This window comes from Rhodococcus sp. 14-2483-1-1, assembly GCF_002259335.1.
Classification (GTDB): Bacteria; Actinomycetota; Actinomycetes; order Mycobacteriales; family Mycobacteriaceae; genus Rhodococcoides.
On sequence record NZ_NPFX01000021.1, the window covers coordinates 176,578 to 188,798 of the forward strand.

10 protein-coding genes are annotated in these 12,221 nt (G+C 64.5%); 7 read left to right on the top strand and 3 right to left on the bottom strand.

Features of this window, described 5'->3' with window-relative positions; genetic code table 11:
• Positions 1-44: 44 nt before the first annotated feature.
• Genes CH294_RS19340 through CH294_RS19350 form a run of 3 tightly spaced genes read right to left on the bottom strand, consistent with a single transcriptional unit; the run spans position 45 to position 1,750 of the window.
• Positions 45-449, bottom strand: a complete 405-nt coding sequence (locus CH294_RS19340; protein ID WP_032402394.1) for a VOC family protein — start codon at positions 447-449, stop codon at positions 45-47.
• Positions 450-458: 9 nt separating this feature from the next.
• Positions 459-926, bottom strand: a complete 468-nt coding sequence (locus CH294_RS19345; protein ID WP_094738854.1) for a helix-turn-helix transcriptional regulator — start codon at positions 924-926, stop codon at positions 459-461.
• A complete protein-coding gene (locus CH294_RS19350) occupies positions 923-1,750 on the bottom strand; it encodes a ribokinase (RefSeq protein ID WP_249305410.1) in 828 nt (275 codons plus the stop codon). The genes CH294_RS19345 and CH294_RS19350 overlap by 4 nt, the downstream gene beginning before the upstream one ends.
• 137 nt (positions 1,751-1,887) lie before the next feature.
• Between CH294_RS19350 and CH294_RS19355 the strand changes: the two genes are divergently transcribed.
• The 7 genes from CH294_RS19355 (at position 1,888) to CH294_RS19385 (ending at position 12,142) form a co-directional block, all read left to right on the top strand.
• A complete protein-coding gene (locus CH294_RS19355) occupies positions 1,888-3,153 on the top strand; it encodes an aminotransferase class III-fold pyridoxal phosphate-dependent enzyme (protein WP_037151288.1) in 1,266 nt (421 codons plus the stop codon).
• On the top strand, positions 3,150-6,062 hold the full coding sequence (locus tag CH294_RS19360; protein WP_094738855.1) for an FAD-binding and (Fe-S)-binding domain-containing protein: 2,913 nt from the start codon (positions 3,150-3,152) through the stop codon (positions 6,060-6,062). The genes CH294_RS19355 and CH294_RS19360 overlap by 4 nt, the downstream gene beginning before the upstream one ends.
• On the top strand, positions 6,059-7,522 hold the full coding sequence (locus CH294_RS19365) for an NAD-dependent succinate-semialdehyde dehydrogenase (protein ID WP_037151033.1): 1,464 nt from the start codon (positions 6,059-6,061) through the stop codon (positions 7,520-7,522). The genes CH294_RS19360 and CH294_RS19365 overlap by 4 nt, the downstream gene beginning before the upstream one ends.
• Positions 7,523-7,537: 15 nt before the next feature.
• Entirely contained in the window at positions 7,538-8,251 is a 714-nt protein-coding gene (locus CH294_RS19370) for a GntR family transcriptional regulator (RefSeq protein ID WP_230592415.1), read from the top strand.
• Between the two features lie 224 nt (positions 8,252-8,475).
• Positions 8,476-9,654 carry a Xaa-Pro peptidase family protein gene (locus CH294_RS19375; RefSeq protein WP_170944802.1) on the top strand — a complete coding sequence of 393 codons (1,179 nt, stop codon included), beginning with the start codon at positions 8,476-8,478 and terminating at the stop codon, positions 9,652-9,654.
• Between the two features lie 2 nt (positions 9,655-9,656).
• Entirely contained in the window at positions 9,657-10,949 is a 1,293-nt protein-coding gene (locus CH294_RS19380) for a PLP-dependent aminotransferase family protein (protein ID WP_249305393.1), read from the top strand.
• Complete coding sequence (locus tag CH294_RS19385) at positions 10,946-12,142, top strand: M20 family metallopeptidase (RefSeq protein WP_094738856.1); 1,197 nt, start codon at positions 10,946-10,948, stop codon at positions 12,140-12,142. Before CH294_RS19380 ends, CH294_RS19385 begins: the two co-directional genes overlap by 4 nt.
• Positions 12,143-12,221 lie beyond the last annotated feature (79 nt).

A 12,221-nucleotide genomic window follows, 5' to 3' on the forward strand; every position in this document is an offset into this window, starting at 1 on the left:
AAGGAACCGTGCTGCGTGCTCCTCGTTCGTTCCGCAGGCTCCAGTCAGGCTTGGCTGACGCGCACCATGTTTCCGGCCGGATCGCGGAAGGCTGCGTCGCGCGCACCCCACGGCTGACTCGTCGGTTCCTGCAGAATCTCGGCGGTACCTGCCGCTCGGATCTTTTCGAACGCTCCGTCGAGGTCATCGGCACGGAAGAGCAAGCCCGGCATTTCGCCTTTGGCGAGCAGAGCCGCGATCTGATCGCCGAGCTCCTGCGAGCGGCCCGCGTGCGGCTGCGACAACACGATCTCGATCTCGGGTTGATCACTGGGAGACAACGTGATCCAGCGATAGCCGTCGTTGGCGACCTCGCTCTTCACCTCGAGACCGAGGGCGTCGCGATAGAAGGCCAAGGAGGCATCGGGGTCGTCGGTGTAGATGTGTACGTGGCTCAGTGAGAGTGTCATGACGCAAGGCTAGAACGCCCCGGTCGTCGTCGCTTCTCCGATTCTGCTCGGTTCGGTGCCGGCGTCGGCTGCAGCGGTGCCACGCATCGGCCGGCCGAGAACCATGGCTCGGCAACTCGGTACCGCTCGGCTGTCGCGGTGATCACGGGCGCGATATGCGCTGGGCGTCTCGCCGACGATCTCGGTGAACCGTGAACTGAAGGAACCGAGGCTGGTACAACCCACCGCGAAGCACGCTTCGGTGACGGTCATATCTCCGCGGCGCAGCAGGGCTTTGGCGCGCTCGATTCTTCGGGTCATCAGGTGGGCGTACGGCGTCTCCCCGTATGCCTCGCGGAAGCGGCGGCTGAAGTGCGCGGTGGACATCAGTGCCGTGCGGGCGAGGGTCGGCACGTCGAGAGGTTCGGCGAAGTCGCGGTCCATCCGATCACGTGCGCGGCGCAACAGTCGGAGTTCGTTCACGTCCGGAGCGTTCATCGAGCGGCCGCATCGCGGAGTGTGTCTATCTCGGCCCGGGTGCCTGACGAAGCGCTCGCCCCGGGTCTCGTGGCTGCGAAAGAACCTGCAGTGGTTGCCCATTCGACTGCCACGCGTGGTCCGGCGGACCACGATGCAGCGAGCGCCCCGGCGAACGCATCTCCGGCACCGGTGGTGTCGACTGCCTCGATCCGTGGTGCCGACACCTCGAACGATTCGGATCCGCGGTACCGGGCACCCTTGGCCCCCAGGGTGGTCACCACTTGATTCACGTCGTCCGCTCGGTGTCCGATGCGGGCTTCCTCGGCCTCGTTGACCACGAGTACGTCGGTGGCTGCAATCAGGGCGTCGGGTAAGTCCTGTACCGGTGAGGGATTGAGCATCGTGATCACACCGCGAGCGTGCGCGTACTCGAATGCGGCGACCACGGTGTCGATGGGAATCTCCAACTGGCACAGTAGGATATCGGCGTCTGCGATGACGGTGCGGTCGTCGTCGGTGAGATCGCGGACGGTGCCGTTGGCGCCGGGGACGACGACGATGCTGTTCTCGGCACGGTCGTCGACGGTGATGGTGGCGATGCCACTCGAACCAGCGGCCGTACGCACTGCAGTGTCGTCGATGCCTGCGGCCGTGAGCGTGTGGCGCAGCGTTACTCCGAATTCGTCGTCTCCGACTGCTCCGAGGAAGGCGACCGACGATCCGGCTTTCGCAGCAGCAATAGCCTGGTTGGCCCCTTTACCGCCCGGGGTGGTGGTGAAGGACGTTCCCATCACGGTCTCGCCCGGATCGGGCAGGGACGGAGTGCGGGTGATCAGATCCATGTTGATGCTGCCGAGAACGACGATGCGGGGGTTCGAGGCGGACACGAACGAACTGTATCTCTCCACGAGTCCGGCTCGATAAAAATGCTAATTGCAGATTGTTGACAATCGGAAAGGCGTGAGTGACGATGGCAGTCATGACAGCGTCGACTCGTACCCACCTCAGCCCGGCACTCAAGCAGGCGACCCCGATCGTCGTCGATCACGGAAAGGGCAGCTGGATCATCGGTACGGACGGGCGCAAGTACCTCGACTTCACCACTGGAATCGGTGTCACCAGTACCGGGCACTGCCATCCGCGCGTGGTCGAGGCCGCGCGTGAGCAGGTGGGCAAGATCATTCATGCGCAGTACACGACCGTCATGCACCAACCGCTACTGGAGTTGACCGACAAACTCGGCGAGGTACTGCCGGCCGGGCTCGACAGCGTGTTCTACGCCAACTCCGGCTCCGAGGCCGTCGAGGCGTCGATTCGATTGGCACGCATGGCAACCGGGCGACCCAACATCATCGCCTTCCACGGAGGATTTCACGGACGCACGGTAGCGGCCGCATCGTTGACCACCGCTGGAACCAAATTTCGCTCCGGCTTCTCGCCGATCATGGGGGGAGTGCACATCGCACCGTTCCCGTACGCGTTCCGGTACGGCTGGGACATGGACACCGCGGTCGCGTTCGCGTTGAAGGAACTCGACTACCTGCTGATGACGATGTCGAGCCCCGCCGACACCGCCGCGTTCATCATCGAACCGGTTCTCGGTGACGGTGGATACCTGCCCACGCCGCCCGAATTCCTCGAGGGACTGCGGGAACGCGCCGACACGCACGGCATCGTCCTGATCGTCGACGAGGTGCAAGCAGGTGTGGGGCGTACCGGAAAATTCTGGGGGCACCAGCACTCGTCGATCACTCCGGACATCGTCATCACCGCGAAAGGGCTCGCCAGCGGTTTTCCGATCTCTGCCATCGCGGCATCGACCGAGCTGATGAGCAAGGCATGGCCGGGTTCTCAGGGCGGAACCTACGGCGGCAACGCCGTCGCCGCCGCTGCCGGCGTCGCCACCCTCGATGTGGTGCGCGACGAGGGTCTTGTCGCCAATGCAGCCGTCCAGGGCAAGGTTCTGCTCGACGGCCTGCTCGCACTGAAGGCAGAGCACTCGGCCATCGGTGATGCACGTGGACTCGGACTGATGCAGGCGCTCGAATTCGTCGACAGTGCAGGCAATCCCGATGCTGCCGCCGCCCTCCGCGTACAGCAGGGCGCGATCGACGAAGGGCTGTTGCTGCTCACGTGCGGGGCGCTCGGCAACGTGGTCCGGATCATTCCCGCGCTGATCGTGAACGACGACGAGATGCGGCAGGGTATCGACGCGCTGTCGCGAACGCTGAAGAACGTGCTGTGACGTCTGCGCCCATCCGATCCGATGTCCCCGCACTCGTGCATCGAGTGCGGGAGACGGGGATCGATATCGACGACTCGCCTCGGCGCCTGGCAGAGTATTCCTACGACGCCTCGAACTACCGAATTCCGCCTGCAGCGGTCGTGTTCCCGCGCAGCGCCGACGACGTATCCACCGTGGTGTCGCTGTGCACCGAGGCCGGAGTCGCTGTGATCGGCCGCGGCGGCGGAACGTCGATGGCGGGCAACGCCATCGGCCGCGGAATAGTGCTCGACTTCTCTCGTCACATGAATCGGGTGATCTCGGTCGACACGGATTCGCGGACCGCCGTCGTGGAACCGGGCATCGTGATTTCGGAGTTGCAGCGTGAGCTGGTGACACGCACGTCGGGGGCCTTCACGTTCGCCCCCGACCCGTCCAGCAAAACACGCGCCACGGTGGGCGGTGCAGTCGGCAACGACGCATGCGGTAACCACTCGGTTCGCTACGGTCGCACCTCGGACCACACGGTGGCGATGGACGTGGTGACAGCCGAGGGGCATCTACTGCGGGTCACCCGTAGTGGCGTGTCGGCCGTGCATGCCGAAGATGCGGCAGCAAGCATTGCGGCCGAACGCATTTCGCACGAGTTGCGCACACTTGCGGCCGACAATCTGGCGCTGTTCAGGGTCGAGCTGGGCCGCATTCCGCGACAGGTGTCCGGATTTCATCTGTCGCATCTGCTGCCCGAGAACGGGTTCGACGTCGCGCGTGCGTTGGTCGGCAGCGAAGGCACCTGTGCAGTGATCGTCTCGGTCACCGTCACGGTCGTGCCCGTACCGCCTGCCGCGTTGCTGCTCTGCCTCGGCTACCAGGACGTGGTCGCAGCTGCAGCCGACGTCATGGCGATTCTGGAATTTTCGCCGGCTGCGGTGGAGGGGATCGACGACAACATCGTGCGGACGATGGAGTACCGGCGTGGGCCGGACTCCGTGCGCGGCTTGCCGGCAGGAAATGCCTGGCTGTACGTCGACCTCGACGGGGCCGACGCGGCCGAGGTCGAGGACAAAGCGGCAAGGCTGCTCGGGGAGCTCGGCCGGCTCGGACGGTTGAAGGAAGGTCTCATCGTCACCGACCCGGCCGATCGAACAGCGCTGTGGCGGGTACGTGAAGACGGAGCGGGCCTGGCCACGCGGATGGCCAGTGGAGTCGAGTCCTGGGGCGGGTGGGAGGACGCCGCCGTGGCACCGGAAAACCTGTCGGCGTATCTCGCCGACCTGAATTCGCTACTGGCCGAGCACGAACTGACGGGAGTGATGTACGGCCACTTCGGTGCCGGCTGCATGCACGTGCGCATCACGTTCGATCAACGCACCGACGCCGGGCGACGGGTGATGTACGACTTCCTTCGCGCCGCAGCGCGGGTCGTCGTCAAGCACGGCGGCAGCCTGTCGGGCGAACACGGAGACGGTCGGGCACGCTCGGAACTGCTGCCGGTGATGTACTCGCCTCGCATGCTCGACGCGTTCGCGCGATTCAAGCGCATCTGGGACCCCAGCAGCATTCTCAACCCGGGATCGATCACCGAGCCCGAGCCGATGATGGACAACCTGATGCTGCAGGGTATTCCGCAACGAGAGTGGAAGACGACGTTCGATCTGCACCAGATCGGAACGCGAGAGGATCTGGATCCTTTCGTTCACGCCACCCAATCGTGCGTCGGTGTCGGTAAGTGCCGCACCACCTCCGGAGGCGTCATGTGCCCGAGCTTCCGAGCGACGGGCGACGAGAAGGATTCCACTCGGGGCCGCGCCCGGGTGCTGCAGGAGATGGTGCGCAGCTCGCCGACCGTCGCCGACGGGTGGGCCTCGAAAGACGTGGCAGAGTCGTTGGACCTGTGCTTGTCGTGCAAGGCCTGTTCCTCGGACTGCCCGGTCGGGGTGGACATGGCGACGTACAAATCGGAGTTTCTCGACCATCACTATGCGGGTCGGTTGCGACCGCTCTCGCACTACTCGCTGGGATGGTTGCCCCGCTGGCTGAAGGTGACGCAGCGAACGGCACCGCTGCTCAACCGTCTGCTCATCCCGCGCATCGCGGCACTGGCGGCTCGACTCGGTGGTCTGACCACCGAGCGGCCGTTGCCGCGCTTCGCGTCGGCGAAGGAACTGGCTCACGAAATACGGATGGGCGGAGGCCGCGCCGCCGACGTGGTGCTTGTCGTCGACACCTTCACTCAGGGCTTTCGCCCCGAGGTCGCGGGCGCGGCGCAGCGCGTGCTCGAGGATTCCGGCCGCAGCACCGAATGCCGGACCGACGTGTGTTGTGGTCTGACGTGGATTTCGACGGGCCAGTTGAAGGCCGCCCGCAAGCACCTCACGAAAGCCGTTGCTGCGCTCGACGACGGTACCGATCGGCCGATCGTCGTCACCGAGCCGAGCTGTGCCGCGGCATTCCGCAAGGACATGCCCGAGTTGGTACCGACGGCTGCTGCGAGAAGGGTTGCGGCGCGGGTGCAGAGTTTCGCGGGAGCGGTGATCGATCAGGCCGCGGCGGGGTGGGTGCCCTCGGCCGAGGTTCCTGCGTCGGTGACGGTCCAGACCCACTGCCACGAATATGCCGTGTTCGGCAACGCGACCCAACGCAACGCTTTGGCCTCCGTCGGTGTCGAGGCAGTGCGGGAAGCCACCGGATGCTGCGGAGTGGCAGGCAATTTCGGCTTCGAGAGCAGTCACTACGAGCTCAGCATGAAAGTCGCCGAACAGGCTCTCGCACCGGCTGTTCGTGCCACCGAGCCCGACACTCCGATTCTGACCGACGGATTCAGCTGCCACATGCAGGTGCGACAACTCACCGGTGAGCTGACCAGTGATGCGTCCGTGCACCTGGCTCAAATACTCGATCCACGTTCGACGAAAGGACCGCGGCAATGACGACCAGCCTCACTCGACCCCCCATGACGACCCCCACCGACCTGTTCATCGGAGGTGTCTGGACAGCCGCAGCCTCGGCTGCCCGGTTCGACGTGATCGACCCTGCCAGCGGTGACGTGATTGCCACGGTGGCCGACGGTGGCATCACCGATGCCGAGAATGCGATGGCTGCGGCAGTCGACGCCGCTGCCGAATGGGCCGCGACTGCGCCCCGTGCCCGCAGTGAAATCCTGCGTAAGGCTTACGAATTGATCATGGCGCGGTCGGAGGAACTCGCCGCGATCATCACCGCGGAAATGGGGAAACCGCTGGCCGACGCGCGTGGTGAAGTGGCGTACGGCGCGGAGTTCTTCCGGTGGTTCTCCGAAGAAGCAGTGCGTATCTCGGGTGATCACACCCTCACCGGAGACGGGAAGAACCGCATCGTGGTCACCCGTGCGCCCGTGGGACCGTGCATCCTCGTCACTCCGTGGAACTTCCCGCTGGCCATGGGAACCCGGAAGATCGGCCCGGCGTTGGCGGCGGGCTGCACCGTGGTGTTCAAGCCGGCCGAACAGACTCCGCTCACTGCCCTGGCTCTGGCCTCGATTCTGCACGACGCGGGTGTCCCGGCGGGCGTCGTCAATGTCGTGACCACCACCGATGCAGCGGGTGTCGTGGGCTCGTGGATGAGCAGCGGTGCGGCCCGCAAGATCAGTTTCACCGGTTCGACTGCAGTGGGAAAGATCCTGCTCGAGCAAGCTGCATCGACGGTGATGCGCACCTCGATGGAGCTCGGTGGCAACGCACCCTTCATCGTCATGGAGGACGCGGACCTCGGCCGCGCCGTGGACGGAGCGATGGTTGCGAAGATGCGCAACATGGGCGAGGCCTGCACCGCAGCCAATCGATTCTTCGTACACCGCAGTGTCGCAGCGCAGTTCGCGGACGAGCTCGCCCAGCGTATGGGTGCGTTGACGGTGGGGGCAGGTACTGCACACGGCACAGAGGTGGGGCCGCTGATCGACGATGCGGGCCGGTCGAAGGTGCAGAGACTCGTCGACGACGCACTCGGTCGTGGCGCGCGTGCGATCGTCGGGGGAGCGGCACCGGACGGGCCCGGCTACTTCTACCCGCCGACGGTGCTCACCGACGTCGACTCGAATTCGGATCTGATGTCGCAGGAAATCTTCGGGCCGGTGGCGGCGATCGTGCCGTTCGACACCGAGGACGAGGTGATCGCGCTCGCGAACGACACCGAATGGGGACTCGTCGGATACGTCTTCACTCAGGACATCGATCGGGCGCTACGGATGGGGGAGCGGCTCGAGGTGGGCATGGCCGGTCTCAACACCGGTCTGGTCTCCAACCCCGCGGCACCGTTCGGTGGCGTCAAACAGTCCGGGCTGGGTCGCGAGGGCGGAAAAGTCGGAATCGACGAGTTCCTGGAGTACAAATACTTTGCCATTCCCCGAGGCTGAAGGAGGCTTTCGATCATGCCCAGTTCGAGAAGACTGACGCCCATCGACGCACGCAACACGTCGATGGTGATTGCCGACCAGATTCGCGATCGCATCATCGACGGGTCCTATGCTCCGGGGGAGCAGATCAACGAGGCGAACGTGGCGGCCGAACTCGAAATTTCGCGGGGCCCGGTGCGTGAGGCGCTCCAGCGCCTCAATCAAGAGGGTCTACTGGTCAGCTACCGCAACCGGGGCGTGTTCGTCGTCGAACTGAGCAGCGACGATGTCACCGAGATCTACGAGTCCCGTGCGGCGATCGAGGTCGGTGCTGCGTGGACGTTGGTACACGGTGATCGCGGCCGGCTGATCACCGCTGCCGACGAGCTCTCTGCCATCGTGATGCAGATGCAGCCGTTCATCGACCGGGCGGACTGGCGAGGTCTGGCCGAACGAGACCTCGCATTTCACACCGCCCTCGTCGCAGCGACGCGCAACAGCCGAATGTCGCGGATGTACGCCACGCTCGCTGCGGAGGCGCGTATCTGTATGGCCAACCTCGAAACCGCGTACTACCGGCCAGAGGCGTTGGTGGAGGAACATCAACTGATCGTCGATCTTCTGCTCGGATCCGATTGGGACGCACTGGAAAAGGGCGTACACGAGCACATGGACACCGCCATCCACGACTTGACCCGGGCGATGGTCGAGGAGCATGCCGAACACTCGGTTCTGGCCACTCCGGGATAGATCGCTCGGCGTGCAACACAGCATTTACATCTGAAGTCTTGCGTACCTCTGGCGTAAGCGCCTAGCCTGATTGTCAACAATCTACTAAATCTCCACGATCGAAGGGGGTGCCCGTGAACGACTCATCCGACTCCGCATACGTCACCGCAATCGGACCCGAAGACACCGCAGGACGGGCCGCTCCCGGCCTGGCGCGGTACCCCGATGTTCCGAACAGCACGCCGATCACGTTCACCGACGAGGAGTACGCCGCCCGGCTCGCTGCCGTCCGTGAGCGGATGGCAGCGCAGAACCTCACCGCACTCATCGTCACCGATCCCGCCAACCTCTACTACCTGCTCGGGTACAACGCGCTCTCGTTCTACACCCCGCAGATGTTGTACGTCCCGCTCGAGGGCGACATGTATTTCTTCGCCCGCGAAATGGACGCCAACGGCGCGTTTCGCACGTCGTGGCTGCCGCAGGATCGAACGTTCGGCTACCCCGAAACGTTCGTGCAGCGCAAGGACACTCATCCCTTCGTCTGGGTCGCCGCGAAGCTGCGCGAACTGGGGCTGGTGAACAACTTCGAGCACGGCCAAGTGGGTCTGGAGATGGACTCGTACTACTTCAGTCCCAAGGCATTCGAAGCTCTGGTGAAGTCGCTGCCCGAGTACCGATTCACCGACTCCTACGAGCTCATCAACTGGGTGCGAGTGGTCAAGTCGCCCGCGGAGATCGCCCTGATGCGCGGTGCTGCACAGGTGTGCGAATCGGCGATGTCGGCGGCCTACCAGTCGATCTCGGTGGGTGAGCGGCAGTGCGACGCGGCCGCGGCCATCATGAACGCACAGGTGCGGGGAACCGCGGACTTCGGCGGCGATCATCCGGCAATCGTGCCGATGCTGCCCACCGGTGCCGGGGCCGACACCCCGCACCTGACCTGGTCGCATCAACCCTTCGTGCGGGGCGAGACCACCGTCGTCGAACTGGCCGGAGTGTTTCGGCGCTACCACATCCCGATGGCACGCACGATCGTGCTCGGAAAGCCCAGTCCGCGTTTGGATTACCTCGCCAAGTCCACCGGGGAAGCATTGAACGACGTGCTCGCAACCGTGCAGGCAGGCGTCACCGCCACCGAGCTGGCGCAGGTGTGGAACACCAGCCTGGCCAAGCACGGACTGCACAAACCGTCGCGCATCGGCTACTCGATCGGCATCGCCTACGCACCCGACTGGGGTGAGCGCACCGTGAGCCTGCGCACCGACGACGAGACGGTGCTCGCCGAGAACATGACATTCCACATCATCGGCGGAATGTGGATGGACGACTACGGATACGAGGTATCCGAGGCCGTTCGCGTCACCGAGACCGGCCTCGAAACCTTCACTGCATACCCCCGAGAACTACTGACGAAGGAGTGAGCATGACCGCATCCACCCAAGGTCGTTCCGCAGGCTCCACTCCTGCCACACAAGGTCGTTCCGTAGGCTCCCCTCCCAGCATTCCGTGGGCCCTGCGAACCGACAAGCTGGTGGGATCGGTGATCGATTCGTCGACATCGCTCCTTGCGGCGCAGAAACACGACATCGTGCGCTTCGCGATGGGATCTCCTGCCGCCGAGACGGTTCCGGCTGCTGCATTCACCGAGATCGCCGCCGGCGTGCTCACCGCGGACGCGTTCGACTACGGTGCCACCGAGGGTGACCCCGGCCTTCTCGACGCATTGCTCGCCTACCTCGAGTCGGTGGGCGAGCCCACGTCCGAGGAGCGAGTGGTGATCACCTCGGGCGGGATGCAGGGCCTCGACATCGCGTGCAAGTTGTTCGTCGATCCGGGCGACCTGGTGATCGTCGAAAGTCCCACGTACACCAACGGAACCGCCACCGTACTCAGTTACGGGGGCGACATCCTCGAGGCCCCGATGGACAGCAACGGTCTCATCGTCGAGGCATTGCCCGAGCTCGTCGAGCGCGCGGGGCGGTTGCCGAAGATGATCTACGTGATCCCCAACTTTCAGAACCCGTCCGGGGTGACCCTGTCGCTCGAGCGCCGTCGGTTGCTCATCGAATTGGCACACCGTTGGGGATCGGTGATTCTCGACGACGATCCCTACGGTCTGCTCCGTTTCTCGGGTGAGTCGATCCCCAGTTTCGGCACACTCAGTCCCAACGACCCGTTGATCTTCTCCGTGCGCACGTTCTCGAAGATGATCGCGCCCGGCCTACGGGTGGGATGGGTGGACGCCGCCCCCGAGGCGCGGCAACTGATCGTCAACGCCAAGCAGGCAATGGACACGTGCACCAACCTGCCTGCGCAGCGGATGGTCGCCGAGTACATCCGGCGCGGACTGCTCGACGAGCACCTTCGGTCGTTGGCGTCGGTGTACCTGCCGCGCAAGGTCGCGATGCAGAACAGCATCGCCAGACACTTCGGTGACTCGATGTCGACGACCGACCCCGAGGGCGGATTCTTTCTCTGGGCGACGTTGCGCGGCAACGACGTCGACTTCTCTACTCAGGACCTGTTCGAGACGGCGCTCGCCGAAGGAGTGGCTTACATCCCGGGACCGGCACTGTCGGTGGGCGGCAAATTCCACGATTCGCTGCGCCTGTGCTTCGCCTCGTCGACTCCCGAACGCATCGACGAGGGAATCAGAAGACTGGCGGTGGCAGTGGAGAAGTCCAAGCACCTGCTCGCCTCCGATCCCACTCGATGACGGTCACGAGTTCCGAACGTGCCCTTCTCGATTCGATCGACGAGCACGAAATTGTCGGTCTGACAACCGCTTTGATCGATGCGGGCGGTGAGAATCCCGGGGACACCGAGGAGAAGACCGCGAAGGTCCTCGCCGAACACTGTCGCGCACTGGGTTTCGATGTTCGGACCGTCGAGGTCGCTCCTGGTCGGCCCAACGTCTTCGTGTCCATCGGATCCGACAAGCGGCCAGGGGTGCTGTTCGTGGGCCACTCCGATGTGGTCCCCGCTGGTACGGGCTGGACCACCGATCCCTTTTCCGCCGTGGTTCGGGACGGTCGCATCGTCGGCCGCGGGTCTTGCGACATGAAAGGCGGCCTGGCCGCGGTGGTGGCGGCCATGGCCGCCGTCCTGCGTTCCGGTCTCGCGGACGAGCACCCCATGACGTTGGCGTGCCTGGTCGACGAGGAGGACACCGGACTCGGTATCCGAGCTTTCGTCGCCGAACCTCAGCACCGCACGTACAGCTGTTGCGTGGTGGCGGAGCCTACGGATCTGGTCACCATCTACGGCTGCAGAGGGGCGGCGAACCTGGAGATCGAGGTTCGGGGCCGTTCCGCGCATGCGGGGCAGCCGCGCAACGGAGCCAACGCCATCTCTGCTGCAGCACGCATCATCGGAATCATCGAGGGCTCCCAGGCGGAATTGGATGCGAACCCCGACCCCGAACTGGGGCCGGCCACCTGGAATGTGGGGACGATAGCGGGAGGTACGGGCACCTCGATGGTCGCCGACCGGTGTGTCGTCACCGTCGACCGCCGTCTGTTACCCGGCGAGAGCGCCGCCCGAGTCGTAGGAGATCTGCGATCCCGCATCGAATCTGCGGAACTCACCGGGTCCGGTATCGATGTCGAGATCGGTATCGCGATGGAAATGCCGGGCTTTCTGACCAGCGTGAACAACGGATTGGTCACTACCGCAGTGCAATCGGTTATGGACAACGGATTTGGCCGTTCCACTGACATCTGGACGGCATCGTGCGATGGTGGTTTTGTGGCACAGCAGATGGGAATACCCACCGTCGTGCTCGGTCCCGGGGAGATCGAAGAACAAGCACATCGGCCGGACGAGTCCGTCGCCGTGCGGCAATTGACCGACAGCGCAAGGGCGTACGCGTTGATCGCCACCAGAATTGCTGCACTACCAGGACTTTAGCGCTGCACGAGGGGGTTGGCCGAAACGTATGTTCTGTATCGCCGTAATGTCGAACGCTGCGAAGTACCACACCGACGCT

What these genes read in the sequence shown, in the direction of transcription:
- CH294_RS19340 (WP_032402394.1), bottom strand. Translation starts at nt 449, where the DNA reads ATGACACTCTCACTGAGCCACGTACACATCTACACCGACGACCCCGAT.
- CH294_RS19345 (WP_094738854.1), bottom strand. Translation starts at nt 926, where the DNA reads ATGAACGCTCCGGACGTGAACGAACTCCGACTGTTGCGCCGCGCACGT.
- CH294_RS19350 (WP_249305410.1), bottom strand. Translation starts at nt 1,750, where the DNA reads ATGGATCTGATCACCCGCACTCCGTCCCTGCCCGATCCGGGCGAGACC.
- CH294_RS19355 (WP_037151288.1), top strand. Translation starts at nt 1,888, where the DNA reads ATGACAGCGTCGACTCGTACCCACCTCAGCCCGGCACTCAAGCAGGCG.
- CH294_RS19365 (WP_037151033.1), top strand. Translation starts at nt 6,059, where the DNA reads ATGACGACCAGCCTCACTCGACCCCCCATGACGACCCCCACCGACCTG.
- CH294_RS19370 (WP_230592415.1), top strand. Translation starts at nt 7,538, where the DNA reads ATGCCCAGTTCGAGAAGACTGACGCCCATCGACGCACGCAACACGTCG.
- CH294_RS19380 (WP_249305393.1), top strand. Translation starts at nt 9,657, where the DNA reads ATGACCGCATCCACCCAAGGTCGTTCCGCAGGCTCCACTCCTGCCACA.
- CH294_RS19385 (WP_094738856.1), top strand. Translation starts at nt 10,946, where the DNA reads ATGACGGTCACGAGTTCCGAACGTGCCCTTCTCGATTCGATCGACGAG.